Genomic DNA, 13,839 nt, shown 5'->3' on the forward strand with positions numbered 1-13,839 from the left:
ACGCCGGGAAAGGCAGTGGCGCGGGTGGCCTGGAGGGGCCACAAGTTGATCTTGCAGTGAAGCTGTTCCCGGCTGTGCGCCCCTTTACCCCAGCCGTTTTTCGCTGCTGTGGCCGGGGCGCACCTTCAGTTCGGGGCGAACATGGTGGGCCGCGTGGTTGGCCGCCACCGCCGCCTGCGCCAGCCCCACGGAAATCAGTTTGAAGTCGCCGCCAGACTGCGCCGCGTCCCCGGCCACGAACACGCCCGCCAGCGCGGTAGTCCCGCCCGGTCCATCGGGGACATACTCGCCCTGCCAGTCCAGCGGCCAGCCCAGGGTGGGGGAGAGGTCAGGCAGGTAGCCATTCAGAACCAGCACCGTGTCGGCGGGGACGGTCTGGCTCTCGCCATTCACCGTCAGGTGCGCGGCCCCGGGACTCAGGGCGTTCAGGGTGGCAGGGGCCAGAATCTGCACGCGGCCCCCGGCCTGCGCGGCCCCTAGGGCCTCCAGTTCGGCGGGTCGGCCCCGGAATCCGGCGCGGCGGTGGGTCAGGGTCACCAGGGCGCCGGCCTCGCTCAGCTCCAGTGCGGCGCGGGTGGCCTGCGGCACGCCGCCCACCACCAGCACGCGGCGGCCCCGCAGGGTAGCCGGCTCGGGCAGGTCGGTGCGCACGTCGGGGTGCTCGCCGGGCACGCGGGCCTCGCGGGGCAGCAGCGCGCCCATGCCGGGGGCCAGAATCACCGCCTTGGCCGTGAAGGTGCCGGGGCCAGCCGGAGTCTGGGCCTGCACCCGCCAGCCCCCGTCCACGCGGCTGAGCCCGTGGGCCAGCGTGTGCAGGTGCCACGTCACGGGCAGCCCGTCCAGTTGCCGCACCAGCCCGGCCACCACCTCGGCGGCGGGGGTGGCCGGCAAGCCCGGCACGTCGTACACGCGCTTGTCGGGGTACAGGGCGCTCAGCTGACCGCCGGGTTCGCCCCGGGCGTCCAGCAGCCGCACCTGCAGCCCGCGCCACGCCGCGTAGAACGCCGCGTGCAGCCCGGCCGGGCCAGCCCCGATCACCACCACCTCTGCCTGCAGGTCCGTCATGGGCGCGAGTATGCCAGAGAGGCGGCACAGAAAACGTCCCCGGCGCACTGGGCCAGGGACGGGAAGGGGCGGGTGGGCTCAGCCCTTGCGAATGCCCAGCATCCGCTCGCGGTGCACCACCTTGGCGCGGGGGCGGCCCAGGGCCTTGCCGGCCGCCAGCTCGTGGGCGTCCAGCGCCTGCCAGTCTTCAAAGGAATATACAGGCACGCCCTTGCCGCGCAGCAGGGCCTCCACAGCGTCCCGGTCCGGCTGGGCCGCTGGGGGCAGCGCGCCGGCCTGGGCGTCGGCCAGCAGGCCCGCCACGGTGTCGGTGGCGTCCTTGCGGTTGGTGCCCACCACGCCGCTGGGCCCGCGCTTGATCCAGCCGGCGGTGTACTCGCCAGGGCGGCCGTCCACGCGGCCCTCTGTGTTGGGAATCACGCCGCGTTTTTCGTCAAAGGGAACCCCACTCAGGGCCACGCCCCGGTAGCCCACGCTGCGCAGCACCATCTGCACGGGCAGCACCTCGTATTCGCCGGTGCCCACCGCGTTGCCGCCCTCATCCAGGCGGTTGCGTTCCACCTTCAGGCCGCCCACGCGCCCCTGGCCGTCGTCCAGAATTTCCACGGGCGACACCAGAAAGCGCAGGTGTACGCGCCGGGGCTTGCCTTCAGGTTCGCGCGCCGCAAAGTCGCGCAGCACTTCCACGTTCTTCTTTTTGGTGTTGTCGGTAATGGCGGCTTCCTCGGCCTCGGTCAAGGCAATCTCGGCCGGGTTCACCACCGGCTCGGCGTCGCTGAGCTCGCCAAATTCGCGCAGTTCCTTGGTGGTAAAGGCCGCCTGCGCGGGCCCCCGGCGCCCCAGAATCCAGATGTCGCGTACGTGGCTGTGTTCCAGGGCGTCCAGCGCGTGGGCGGCGATGTCGCTTTCGTGCAGCTCCTGGGTGGTTTTCGCCAGAATGCGGCTCACGTCCAGCGCCACGTTGCCCACCCCCACCACGGCCACGCCGCCCGCGTGCAGGACCATCTCGCGCGCCGCTGCGTCGGGGTGGCCGTTGTACCACGCCACGAACTCGGTGGCGCTCATGCTGCCGGCCAGATCCTCGCCGGGAATGCCCAGGCGGCGGTCACTGCTCGCCCCCACCGCGTACAGCAGGGCGTCGTAGTGGGCGCGGGCGTCCTCGTAGGTCAGATCCGTGCCGAATTCCACGTTGCCAAAAAAGCGCACGCGCGGGTCGGCCAGCGTCTTTTCAAAGCCCCGGGTCACGCTCTTGATGGTCAGGTGGTCCGGCGCCACCCCGTAGCGCACCAGGCCATACGGCGTGGGCAGGCGGTCATAGACATCCACCTGCACGGGCACGGCGGTCTGTTTCAGCAGCGCTTCGGCAGCAAAAACGCCGCTGGGGCCGCTGCCAATCACGGCCACGCGCAGAGGACGGGCTTCGGTGTAGGTCACGTTCACCGGCTGAGTGTACGCACACCCGGGGCGCGCTGGGAATGCCAACTGTCCAGCGATGACGGTTTGGGGGAGGCAGTGCTCTAGGCAGAGGGGGGCGGTGGCCGGGGCCCACCCTGGCTATGGGCACAGGTTCCTTAAGAACTCTTCAGCACACTCTCTTCCCCGGTGAGAAAAAGTGTGCAAGATGAAGAACGTTCGGGGCCCGGCGTCTTCACCTGCGTCCCCATGAAAATCGGCCCGTCGCCTTGGCCCTGTGTGTCTGGCGCAGCCCTGGGAGGGGGTGCGGGGCAGGAAAAAAGGGGGGAACAACATGCGTAGCCGCCGCGTGCGGGCAGCCCAGGTGCTCCTGGGCGCCCTGATCGTGCTGAATGTGCAGCAGGCGTGGGCCCATAACTGGTGGTTCTGGCACTGGGACCAGAGCACCCTGGGCGTGGGCATCTGGAATGACGAGGCCGAGGCCGAGGCGGTGCGCGCCGAGTGGGACAGTCGCACGGACCTGAGCCTGCCCCGGCGCAGCAGCCACACCGACCTGAGCGTATTCGGCGGCAATTTTGGCGACACCGGCTGGTGGGGGCTGGCCAGCATCGAGGGCTGGGGCCTGGACTGGCCCTGGCACTGCCCCACCATCGTGGCCTGCCGGATCACCCACGGCCACGCCCGCTTCAACTCCTTCTACGGCGGCACCACCGGCACGGGTGCGGGCAGCGACAAGCGCGGGGTCTACTGCCAGGAGGTCGGCCACCTGTTTGGACTGGACCACAGCAACACCGGCGACTGCATGGGCAAGGGCTACTTCAACAACGTCAACCTCACCGGCCCGCACAACTGGTCGGATATCAACAGCCGGTACTGAAAGGGGGCCTGCCATGAAACTTCCTATCGTTCTGGCGCTTCTGGGTGGCCTGCTGGTGACGCAGTGGCTGGTGCCCGTGCGGCCCCGGGGCCTGCAGACGCCGCCCGGCATGCACGCCAGCTGGGTCAATTTCGCCCGTTCACTGGACGAGGCGGTCAAGCTCTCGCAGGTCGTGGTGGTGGCGCGCGTGGTGGGCGTCAAGCGCGCCAGTGACCTGACCGTGAAGGCCGAGGGCGAGCCCGGCGGCGTGGACCGCGTGCCCGCCGAACGGGTGCTGCTGGACGTGCAGGCCCTGTACGGCACGGCCCCGGCGCAGCTCATCCTCTTTCACACCGGCACCAGCACCGGGCAGCTGACCGACCAGACCCCACCTGAAAAAGCCAGGGACCAGAAGCCTCTGGATCAGGCCGCGCCCACCCAGACCACCTCGCGCACCACCCTGCTGGACGATGACCCGGAATACAAGGAAGGGCAGCAGTACGTGCTCTTCCTGCGCCCAGGCCCCACCCTGGACGGCAGCAGGACCATGCGCGTCATTGCCCCCGAAGGCCGCTATGAACTGCAGGGCAGCCGCCTCGTGCCGGTCACCACGCGCGGCGCGGCCAAGGACATCGCCAGCCTCAGCCTGCCGCAGCTGGCCGAGCGCCTCAAGGCCATGTCCAGAACCCGCTTCCCCAATGTGGATATCCGCCCGCTGCCGAACTTCCCGCTGACCCCCACCCAGCCCACGCCTCCCTGAGGGCGGGAACCACATAACCTGAAGGTGAACCCTTGAGGTCATGTGGGGTGAGCGCAGCCAGTGACCGAAACAGACAGCGGTGGGCGTGGCGTTGAGGGGGTGCGTTCCTGAACGCAACACCGCTGGGACAGCACAACAAAGCCCCCCGGCATCTGCACGGGGGGCGGGAAGGTTGATTGGCTCAGGCAGCGGCGATCTGCTGCAGGGCAGATTCGTTCTTCAGGGTGATCTTGCCGTAGCCGGCGCTGATCACGCCTTCGCGGCTCAGCTCGCCCACAACCTTGGTCACGGTCTCGCGCACGCTGCCGACCGCAGCGGCCAGTTCGTCGTGGGTGGCGTAGATCATGGTCTCGCCGCTGTCGAGCTGGGTGGCCAGCGCGGTGTCTTTCAGCTCCAGCAACTCGCCGGCGATGCGGGCGCGCAGGCGCTTGCCCACCAGACGGTAGATGCTCTCGTAGGCGCGCTCCAGGGTGCGCACGAGGTGGGTGGTCACCACGAGGTTGTCTTCGGCGCTCATCAGGGCGGGGTTGATCACGTCAATGGCGCTGTCGGTCACGGCTTCGGCAAAGTAGGCGCGGTTCACGCCGGCCAGGGCTTCTTCACCGAAGTATTCGCCGGGCTTGACATAGCGCAGCGTCAGGCCGTTGCCGTCGTCGTCCATGGTGTGCACGCGCACCAGACCAGTCGAGACGCGGTAGAGCATGTCGCTCTTGCCGGGGTAGAGGATGACGGCGCCGGGGCGGTAGGTCACGGTGTCAACGAAGGTGCGGGTATTCGCAGTAGTCATTGTGTCGCCTCCTGAGGCGGAAGTGGTGGGAACTGTGGGCCGGGACCATTCCCGACGTGCTCACAGTGTAACCCAAAATCACTTTTTTGTAAACAGTTTTGTTTCTTTAATCCGTATTGAGCTTACAGACTGGCCGCCAGGTCATGTGGCAGCCGAGGCGCGCTGGGTGGGCGTTTCCAGGTGTGCGCTGCTCCCCCTGTCTCTCATCGCTGGCCCATGAAGGGGCGAAAAAAACCGGGGCGCAGCGGCCCCGGCTTCCCGTCACGGTGACGCTTACAGCTCGTCTTCGCGGCGGATGGGGAAGGCGCTGATCACGCTGTCCTTCTCGGCAATGTTGATGACCTTCACGCCCTGGGCGTTGCGGCCGGTCACGCGTACCTCTTCCACGCGGGTGCGGATCACGGTGCCCTTCTCGGTCAGGACCATCAGCTCCTCATTGCCCGCCACGCGCGCCAGAGTCACCAGCTTGCCGGTCTTGTCGGTCACGTCCAGGGTGATCACGCCCATGCCGCCGCGCCCCTTGGCGGGGTAGTCGGCCACCGGGGTGCGCTTGCCCAGGCCGCATTCGCTGACCGCCAGCAGTTCGCTGTCGGCGTCGCTGCCGGGCACCAGCGCCATGCTCACCACGGCGTCGTCCTCGCCCTCGCGCAGGCGAATACCGATCACGCCCTGGGTGGCGCGGCCGGTGTCGCGCACCTCGCTGCTCTCAAAGCGCATGGCCTTGCCGTTGCGGGTGGCCAGCACCACATGGTCGCCGTCCTGCACGATGCCCACCCCAATCAGCTCGTCGCCGCTCTGCAGGTTGATGGCAATCAGGCCCGCCGAGGTGATGTTGCCGTAGTCGGTGATCATCGTCTTTTTCACGATGCCGTTCTTGGTGGCAAAGATGAAGCAGCCCGCCTCGTCAAAGCCCTTCACGCTCAGCACGCTGGCAATGTTCTCGTCCTCGCGCAAGGAGGGCAGCAGGTTGCGGATGTGCGTGCCCTTGGCGTCGCGCCCGGCTTCGGGCAGGTCATAGATCTTCTCGTGGAACACGCGGCCCTGATCGGTGAAGAACAGCAGGTAGTCGTGCGTGGAGCCCACGAACACGCGGGTGTTCACGTCTTCCTCGCGCAGCTTGCCGCCGCTGGCACCGCGTCCGCCCCGGCTCTGGGCGCGGTAGGCGTCGAGCTTGGTGCGCTTCAGGTAGCCGGCCTTGGTCATGGTGATCACCATGTCCTCCACGGCAATCAGGTCTTCCTTGGAGATGTCCTCTTCCAGCAGCGTGATGGTGCTGCGGCGCTCGTCGCCGTAGGCGTCGCGGACGTGGCGGATCTCCTTCTTGATCTCGCGCCACAGCAGCTTCTCGTCGCCCAGGATGGACTGCAGGAAGGCGATGGTCTTTTGTAGTTCGTCGTACTCGCCCTGCAGCTTCTCGCGCTCCAGGCCCACCAGGCGCTGCAGACGCATGTCCAGAATCGCCTGCGACTGCACCTCGGTCAGGCCAAAGCGGGCCATCAGGGCGTCACGCGCCTCGGCGCCGGTGTTGCTGGCGCGGATCAGGCTGATGACTTCATCAATGTGGTCCAGCGCCCTGAGCAGCCCTTCCAGGATGTGGGCGCGCTCCATCGCCTTGTCCAGGTCGTACTGGGTGCGGCGGGTCACCACATCCTTGCGGTGGGCCAGGAAGTACCCCATCGTGTCAATCAGCGGCAGCACGCGCGGCTCGCCGTTCACGATGCTGAGGTTGATGACCGTGAAGGTGCCCTGCAGCTGGGTGTACTTGTACAGCTGGTTCAGCACCAGCGTGGGAATCGCGCCGCGCTTCAGGTCAATCACGATGCGCACGGGGTCCTTGCGGTCCGACTCGTCCCGCAGGGCGGCGATGTCCGGGATCTTGCCCGCCTTGTACATCGCGCTGATGGTTTGGATCAGGTTGGTCTTGTTCACCTGATACGGAATCTCGGAGATGATGATCTGGGTGCGGCCGTTCTTCTCGTCAATGCGGGCCTTGCCGCGCACCTTCAGGCCGCCGTGACCGCTGGCGTACGCCTCGCGGATGCCCGCCTTGGAGATGCGCCCGCCGGTGGGGAAGTCCGGGCCCTGCACATGGGTCATCATCTCGTCCAGGCCAATGTTGGGGTTCTCAATCAGCGCCAGCAGGCCGTTGCAGATTTCGGTGAGGTTATGCGGCGGAATGTTCGTCGCCATGCCCACAGCAATCCCAGAGGCCCCGTTGATCAGCAGGTTCGGCACCGCGCTGGGCAGCACCGAGGGCTCCTCGGTGGTCTCGTCGTAGTTGGGCTTGAGGTCCACCGTCTTCTTTTCGAGATCGGCCAGGACTTCCTCGGCCACCTTGGTCATGCGCGCTTCGGTGTAGCGCATGGCAGCGGGCGGGTCGCCGTCAATGGACCCGAAGTTGCCCTGCGGGTGCACCATCGGGTAACGCATGTTCCACCACTGGCCCAGGCGCACCATCGCGTCGTAAATGGACGAGTCGCCGTGCGGGTGGTACTTCTTCATGACCTCGCCCACCACCGACGCACTCTTGGCGTGCTTCTGGTTGGCGTACAGGCCTTCCAGCAGCATGGCGTACATGATGCGGCGCTGCACCGGCTTCAGACCGTCGCGCACGTCGGGCAGCGCGCGGTCCACGATCACGTTCATGGCGTAGTTGATGAAGTTGGTCTTGACTTCGCTGGTGATGTCAACAGGATGAATTCCAGTCATGTGGCTCCAGTCAGGGGGCTGCGCGGCGCAGAGGGGGCCGCCGCAGTCCAGAATGTCGAGGCCCGGCCTTTCCGGGAATGGAGAGATTCTATCACGAAATTCTGTTTAAGGCGTAATAGAACCCGCTCCCTCAGTGTGCCTATTGTACCCCAAAAGCTGCGCCGAGGCCGCGGTTTCGGCCACCCCGGTGGGGGCGCCTGCGGGGACAGAATGGCGCTTCATGCCCTCTGTCAATGCCCTGGGGCCCGGGCGCTGACTGCGGCCTGCCATGGCGCCTGCGCAGTGGCACCCCCAGCCGACTGAATGCACAGGGAAGAAGGGAGACTCCGCATTCTGGAGCGGTGTTCTCTCAGGACCGGAAGGTCCCGGCGCCGTGGGCCCGCCTGTCACCCTTCTGGTCCAGCCAGCCCGGGGACGCCTGCCGCCGCTGCTGGGCCTGTCCTTCCCGGTGCCCCCAATTGCCCCCACCGCGCCCCGTCCCGGTCTTTCGTCCCTGCGCCGCCACTGGCCCTTATGATGTTCTCAGCATGCTCGATCACCTCTCCCAACTTGTTAAAGACGTGGACGGCGCGTGGGCGGCGGCCATCGCCGGGCTGGACGGCCTGCTGATTGAAGGCCACAGCACCACCGACACCGATCTGAGCCTTCTGGTGGCCGAGCACGCGGGCCTGTTCCGGGTGGCCAGGTCCGCCTACGACATGACGCTGGGCGGCGGCCAGACGCGCGAACTGTACGTGCGCGGCGAGCGGCTGGCGGTGTACCTGCACCCGGTCAAGACCGATTACTTTCTGCTGCTGGCCATTGACGGCCGCAGCAACCTGGGCCAGGCCCGGCTGTATGGCCGCGACGCCGCCCGCAAACTGGAGGCCACGCTGTGATTCTTGATCCTCTGCGCACCCTGCCCGGCGTGGTGGCCGCCGCGCTGGTGGGCCCCGACGGCCTGACCATTGAAGGCCACGGCGACGGCGGCGACGCCCTGGCGGCCGAACTCAGCGCCCTGCGGGTGGGCATGGACCGCACCTGCCGCCGCCTGGGGGCGGGCGAGGTCACCCGCATCGCCTTTACCAGCGAGCGCATTGAGGTGGTGGCCGTGACCATCGCCGACTTTATTCTGGGCGCGGCCATGGCGCGCGGCACCGACACCCGCACCGCCCAGCAGACGCTGGCGCGCATTGTGCTGGACCTGCCCAACCTGCCCCGCACGGAGGGCGCGTGATCGCAGAGCTGCTGTCGGTGCGGGGCGTGCGCCACGCCGCGCTGGTCTCGGCTGACGGTCAGGTGGTGGCCAAGGCCGGCTTAAGCGACGAGCAGACGGCCGCCGAACTGACCCTGGTGGCCGCCGGGCGTGCGGTGATCGGCAGCCTGCAGACCAACCTGAAGAGTGCCGGCTGGCAGGAACTGCTGCTGGACGTGGACGGCGGCCCCGTGCTGCTGACCCCCCACGGTGACCAGATTCTGCTGACCGCCTTTGATGAAGTGGGGAGCCTGGGTCGCGTGCGCTTTGCCGTGCGCCGCCTGCTGGGCAACGCCTGAGCAGCGCGTCCACTTCCCTTGAACCGGCCCAGGCCCTTTGGCGTGGGCCGCGTTCATTTGCCCCGGCGGCCAGACGCTAGCGTGGGGACATGCAAAGCCGCCCCCGTCGCCTGCGCCGCACGCCCGCGCTGCGTGCCCTGACCCAGGAAGTGCAGCTGCACCCCAGCCACTTCATTCACCCCATCTTCGTGCACGAGCGGACGGACGTGACGCCCATTGCCACCATGCCGGGCGTCTCTCGCCACTCGGTGGAGAGCGCCGTGGCGCAGGCCAGAGAGGCCCTGGCCCTGGGTGTGCCCAGCGTGATCCTCTTTGGCATTCCTGACCACAAGGACGCCCTGGGCACCCAGGCCTATGCCGAAGAGGGCATCATTCAGCGGGCGGCGCGGGCCATCAAGGCGGCGGTGCCCCAGATCACGGTCATTGCGGACACCTGCCTGTGCGAGTACACCGACCACGGCCATTGCGGCCCGCTGTGCGAGGTGCCGGGTCTGAGCGGGGCCGAGGGCTGGACGGTGGACAACGACGCCAGCCTCGCGCTGCTGGCGCGCACGGCTGTCTCGCAGGCGCGCTCGGGCGCCGACGTGGTGGCCCCCAGCGCCATGATGGACGGGCAGGTGGCGGCGATCCGCGCAGCACTGGACGAGGCGGGCTTTGCGCACGTCCCCATCATGAGTTACGCCGTGAAGTACGCCAGCGCCTACTACGGCCCCTTCCGCGACGCGGCTGGCAGCGCGCCCAGCGTGGGCAACCGTGCTGGCTACCAGATGAATCCGGCGGGCGGCTACCGCGAGGCCCTGCGCGAAGCCCGCCTGGACGCCGAACAGGGCGCCGATACCCTGATGGTCAAGCCGGCCCTGGCCTACCTGGACGTGCTGAGTCTGCTGCGCCGTGAATTTGACCTGCCGGTGGTGGCCTACAACGTCAGCGGCGAGTACGCACTGGTGAAGGCCGCCGCGCAGGCCGGCTACATGGACGAGCGCCGCACCGTTCTGGAAACATTGACCGGCATGCGCCGTGCCGGTGCCGACGCGATCATCACCTACCACGCGCTGGACGCGGCCCGTTGGCTTCAAGAGCAGGTGGGCCTATGAGGACAACTCAAGAAAGGCGAAGGGCCGCCCCTGAGCCTGAGGCCCCAAGAGCAGGTGGGCCTATGAGGACAAATCAAGAAGGGCGAAGGGCCGCCCCTGAGCCTGAGGCCCCAAGAGCAGGTGAGCCTATGAGGACAACTCAAGAAAGGCGAAGGGCCGCCCCTGAGCCTGAGGCCCCAAGAGCAGGTGAGCCTATGAGGACAACTCAAGAAGGGCGACGGGCCGTCCCTGAGCCTGGGGTCCCTTCTCTGGCATCTATGGCGCTGCCCCAGCGCTGGGTGCGCGCATGACCAGTGCCCAGAACCCCATTCGCGTGGACTGGGTGCCCACCAGCCTGTGGCCCGGCCAGCTGGGCCTGACCTTCGCCCCGGGGAAGAAGGGCGGCAGTGTGTACCAGCCCGGCGTGGTCCATGACCGCGAGCTGGCGGCCGATATGCAAACGCTGGCCCGTGAAGGCACCCAGGTGATCGCCCCGCTGCTGGAAGACTTCGAATTCGACCTGCTGGGCCTGGAGGGCTACCACGACGCTGCCGGGACCCACGCGCTGGCGGTGGCGCCGTATCCCATCCCCGACCGGGGCGTGCCCCGCGACACGGCCGCCTTCGCCGCCTACCTTGACGAGCTGATGACGCACCTGCTGGATGGGCGCCGGGTCGTGGTGCACTGCCGGGGCGGCCTGGGCCGGGCGGGCCTGACCGCCGCCTGTCTGCTGGTGCAGGCCGGGCTGGGTCCCCAGGCCGCCATAGCGCTGGTGCGCGCTGCCCGCAGCCCCCACGCCATAGAAACAGCGGAGCAGGAAGCGTTTATCCACGACTTCGCTGGCTAGGCTGAGGCTCCTACGAAGTTCGTGTGTCTGCGCAACAGCCCGGAACCAACGGCATGTTCTTCTCCTGGGGCGCTCTCAGGTCGGACGTCTGGACATCCGTCGTTGCTCCTCCTCGGCTGTACAGCGCCACGATTCCCTTTGGTCGAAGACATGACGGACGACGTGCCGGAATGTTTCACAGCGGTCTTCCGTTTCGCCCAGGGGAGGCAGGCGCCCCCTCAACTCCTCTTCAACCGCTGTCTGTCGCGGTGACTCGCTCTGCTCCGCAGCTTTGCAAGTCCGCTCGCACCACATGACTTGCAGGGTTCACCGTCAGGTCATGTGGTTCCCGCTATCAGAAGTCGTATCAGGCTGAGGTCACGCGAACGCCGTTGGCTTTGAGCCGCTTGCGTAGCCGGGTGCGGAACGCCTCTTCATTGGTCAGGACACTGGTGGTGAAGCGAATGCTCTCTGCGCCCTCTCGTTCAAAGACCACCCGCCTGTAAGGGTGCCCCTGTGTAAAGACGGCGCGACTCAGATCCGCCCATTGCAGGGTGCGCCGCGTGGCCACGTACGCCAGAGGATCGTGTTCGTAGAAGGTTAGACCCTCATCACTCAACTGGGGTGGATGACGGAGCAGCTGGGCCGAGGTCCAGACCACCACAGGCATATACAGCGCCGCCGCCAGAATGACCCAGGTCTGCCAGCCACTGAACATTCCCGTCAGCACCGCCCACAGGCCGCATGCCGATAGCACCGACACAACGATCATGGCGGCGCGCGTGCTGAACACAAAATTTCGGGTGTAGATGCCGCTTAGCGCCCCCGCAGGCGGGCCTGGAATGGCAGGAGAAGGGTCTGTGGTCACGCCCCGCAGGGTAAAGGGTGACGGAGGCCGGGTGCGCCGCATTCTCGCGCAGGGTTCACGCCGCCCGCCGCTGGGCCCTCTACACTGGGCACACCATGACCACTGCCCCCAGACGTTCCGTTGCCGCGCTGCTGGGCGCGGGGCTCCTGACGCTGCTGGCCGCCTGCGCCCCGGCGATGACCACGGCTGCCCCGGGCCGCATCGTGAACGCCGCCACGGGCGAGGAAGGCACCGTGACCTTCACGCGCGGCACCCTCTCGCCCCGGCTGGGCGACCCCTTTGCGCCGGACAACGCCACCATCCGCATCGGCCAGCGCACCTACACAGGGCGCACCTACCTGATTGGCAACGGCAGCCTGCCCGGTGGCCTGGGGGTCAGCGTGGCGTTCGGGGCCTCCAACACCGGGTCGGCGCCAGCGGCCTTCGAGACGGCTACGCGGGTGGACGCCGGGCGCCCGGTCCCCGCGTACACTGGCAACCTGATCGCCCGTGCCCAGGGTGAACCGGCGGCGCTGCTCACCTGCACCCTCACCGTGGACGCCCAGGAACGCGGCATTGGCGAGTGCTTTGACGGCGCGGGCGTGCGCTACGCCCTGCAGTTCTGATAAGGATTCCGGTTCATCAGTTATGCAATAACTGATGAACCCGACCGGAGGGCCTCGCAGAGCTGCGCAGCAGAGAAGGAAAAACGGTGACGGAGAGGAGTGGAAGCACCGCAGCGAAGCGGAGGGGCTGCAACGGATCATCCGGAAGCCGTATGACCCGCCTGCCGGGGCGGCCCACCATCGTCTGCCTGTGCGGCAGCGTGCGCTTTCTGGCGGAATTCGACGCAGCGTCACTGGCTGAAACGCTCGCCGGACGCATTGTCCTCAGCGTGGGCAGCCACCGCCAGCGCGACGAGGAGGCTTTCAGCCACCTGTCGGCCGGGGAGCGAGCCGCCGCCCTGGACCGCCTCGTCGAACTGCACCGCCACAAGATTGACCTGGCCGACGAGATTCTGGTGATCAACCCAGGCGGCTACGTAGGCCACCACACCCAGCAGGAAATCGACTATGCCCGCGCCCTGGGCAAGCGGGTGCGCTGGCTGGAAGAGACGGGTTGAAGCTTACCCGGCCCCACACCGAAAAAGGCCCCAGCAGGTGCCGGGGCCCGGAAAGGGAAGAGGGCTGGCCTTACGCCTGACCGTACATCACGGCGCGCTTGACTTCCTCGATCAGCTGGGTGATGGGAATGTCGCGCGGGCAGGCTTCGGTGCAGTTGTACGCGGTGCGGCAGCGCCACACGCCCGTGTTCTGGTTCATGATGCCCAGGCGCTGCTGCGTGGCCTCGTCGCGGCTGTCGAAGATAAAGCGGTGCGCCTGCACAATGGCGGCCGGGCCCAGGTACGACCCATTCACCCAGAAGATGGGGCAGGAGGTCGTGCAGCACGCGCACAGAATGCAGTTGCTGGAGTGCGCCATGCGCTCGGCCTGCTCTTCACTCTGAATGCGCTCGGCGGCGGGGGCCGGCGACTCGTTGATGAAGTAGGGCATGATCGCCTTGTAGGAGTCAAAGAACGGCTCCATGTCCACCAGCAGGTCTTTTTCCACCTTCAAACCACGGATCGGCTCGACCTTGATGGTGCCGCCATTTTTCGCCACGTCGCGCACCAGGGTCTTGCAGGCCAGCCGGTTGCGGCCGTTGATCAGCATGGCGTCACTGCCGCAGATGCCGTGCATGCACGAGCGGCGGAAGGTGAGGCTGGGTTCCAGGTACCACTTGATGTGGTTAATCACGTCCAGCACGCGGTCGCCCGGCTGGGCTTCCACGTCGTAGGTGGTCCAGTGCGCCTTCTTGTCCTTTTCGGGGTCAAAGCGCAGAACCTTGACTTTCAGTTGCAGCATGGGGACCCCCAGGGGGGCCACCACGCCGGTATTGGTTGCAGTCTGGGTCATGGGGATTCCTTGCGA

The 13,839-nt window shown here is 67.3% G+C and carries 15 protein-coding genes; 9 read left to right on the top strand and 6 right to left on the bottom strand.

All coding sequences use genetic code 11. The features are described from left to right. Positions 1–84: 84 nt before the first annotated feature. Both K7W41_RS06080 and K7W41_RS06085 read right to left on the bottom strand, forming a co-directional pair. Positions 85–1,065 (bottom strand): NAD(P)/FAD-dependent oxidoreductase, encoded by a 981-nt coding sequence (locus K7W41_RS06080; protein ID WP_224605754.1) that lies wholly within the window; start codon positions 1,063–1,065, stop codon positions 85–87. A 78-nt stretch (positions 1,066–1,143) separates the two neighbouring features. After that, positions 1,144–2,505: an FAD-dependent oxidoreductase gene (locus K7W41_RS06085; RefSeq protein ID WP_224605756.1), complete on the bottom strand. Its 1,362-nt coding sequence runs from the start codon at positions 2,503–2,505 to the stop codon at positions 1,144–1,146. A gap of 307 nt (positions 2,506–2,812) precedes the next feature. On the opposite strand from K7W41_RS06085, the gene K7W41_RS06090 reads away from it, so the two are divergent. Next, the gene (locus K7W41_RS06090) at positions 2,813–3,355 is read left to right on the top strand and encodes a M66 family metalloprotease (protein WP_224605758.1); all 543 of its coding nucleotides are present in this window, start codon (positions 2,813–2,815) and stop codon (positions 3,353–3,355) included. A gap of 13 nt (positions 3,356–3,368) precedes the next feature. Then, on the top strand, positions 3,369–4,094 hold the full coding sequence (locus tag K7W41_RS06095) for a hypothetical protein (RefSeq protein WP_224605760.1): 726 nt from the start codon (positions 3,369–3,371) through the stop codon (positions 4,092–4,094). Positions 4,095–4,275: 181 nt separating this feature from the next. On the opposite strand, the gene K7W41_RS06100 is transcribed toward K7W41_RS06095, so the two are convergent. Continuing rightward, positions 4,276–4,881, bottom strand: coding sequence for a helix-turn-helix domain-containing protein (locus K7W41_RS06100; RefSeq protein WP_221090659.1), 606 nt, complete (start codon positions 4,879–4,881; stop codon positions 4,276–4,278). A gap of 273 nt (positions 4,882–5,154) precedes the next feature. Beyond that, positions 5,155–7,590 carry a DNA gyrase subunit A gene (gyrA, locus tag K7W41_RS06105; RefSeq protein ID WP_224605762.1) on the bottom strand — a complete coding sequence of 812 codons (2,436 nt, stop codon included), beginning with the start codon at positions 7,588–7,590 and terminating at the stop codon, positions 5,155–5,157. Between the two features lie 527 nt (positions 7,591–8,117). Between gyrA and K7W41_RS06110 the strand changes: the two genes are divergently transcribed. The 5 genes from K7W41_RS06110 (at position 8,118) to K7W41_RS06130 (ending at position 11,043) form a co-directional block, all read left to right on the top strand. Further along, positions 8,118–8,468 (top strand): roadblock/LC7 domain-containing protein, encoded by a 351-nt coding sequence (locus K7W41_RS06110; protein ID WP_221090662.1) that lies wholly within the window; start codon positions 8,118–8,120, stop codon positions 8,466–8,468. Next, positions 8,465–8,806 carry a roadblock/LC7 domain-containing protein gene (locus K7W41_RS06115; protein WP_221090663.1) on the top strand — a complete coding sequence of 114 codons (342 nt, stop codon included), beginning with the start codon at positions 8,465–8,467 and terminating at the stop codon, positions 8,804–8,806. The genes K7W41_RS06110 and K7W41_RS06115 overlap by 4 nt, the downstream gene beginning before the upstream one ends. Next, the gene (locus tag K7W41_RS06120) at positions 8,803–9,123 is read left to right on the top strand and encodes a roadblock/LC7 domain-containing protein (RefSeq protein WP_224605764.1); all 321 of its coding nucleotides are present in this window, start codon (positions 8,803–8,805) and stop codon (positions 9,121–9,123) included. Before K7W41_RS06115 ends, K7W41_RS06120 begins: the two co-directional genes overlap by 4 nt. Before the next feature lie 89 nt (positions 9,124–9,212). Then, positions 9,213–10,217, top strand: coding sequence for a porphobilinogen synthase (hemB, locus tag K7W41_RS06125; protein ID WP_224605765.1), 1,005 nt, complete (start codon positions 9,213–9,215; stop codon positions 10,215–10,217). Positions 10,218–10,503: 286 nt separating this feature from the next. Further along, a complete protein-coding gene (locus K7W41_RS06130; protein ID WP_224605766.1) occupies positions 10,504–11,043 on the top strand; it encodes a cyclin-dependent kinase inhibitor 3 family protein in 540 nt (179 codons plus the stop codon). 346 nt (positions 11,044–11,389) lie between these two features. Here K7W41_RS06130 and K7W41_RS06135 read toward each other — a convergent pair whose 3' ends face one another. Further along, complete coding sequence (locus tag K7W41_RS06135) at positions 11,390–11,890, bottom strand: hypothetical protein (protein WP_224605767.1); 501 nt, start codon at positions 11,888–11,890, stop codon at positions 11,390–11,392. Between the two features lie 95 nt (positions 11,891–11,985). Between K7W41_RS06135 and K7W41_RS06140 the strand changes: the two genes are divergently transcribed. Both K7W41_RS06140 and K7W41_RS06145 read left to right on the top strand, forming a co-directional pair. Then, complete coding sequence (locus K7W41_RS06140; RefSeq protein ID WP_224605769.1) at positions 11,986–12,495, top strand: hypothetical protein; 510 nt, start codon at positions 11,986–11,988, stop codon at positions 12,493–12,495. Between the two features lie 152 nt (positions 12,496–12,647). Next, the gene (locus K7W41_RS06145) at positions 12,648–12,992 is read left to right on the top strand and encodes a hypothetical protein (protein ID WP_224605771.1); all 345 of its coding nucleotides are present in this window, start codon (positions 12,648–12,650) and stop codon (positions 12,990–12,992) included. 70 nt (positions 12,993–13,062) lie between these two features. Here K7W41_RS06145 and K7W41_RS06150 read toward each other — a convergent pair whose 3' ends face one another. Beyond that, positions 13,063–13,824, bottom strand: a complete 762-nt coding sequence (locus tag K7W41_RS06150) for a succinate dehydrogenase iron-sulfur subunit (RefSeq protein ID WP_224605772.1) — start codon at positions 13,822–13,824, stop codon at positions 13,063–13,065. Positions 13,825–13,839: the final 15 nt, after the last annotated feature.

The sequence above is a fragment of the Deinococcus multiflagellatus genome, from assembly GCF_020166415.1.
GTDB lineage: Bacteria > Deinococcota > Deinococci > Deinococcales > Deinococcaceae > Deinococcus > Deinococcus multiflagellatus.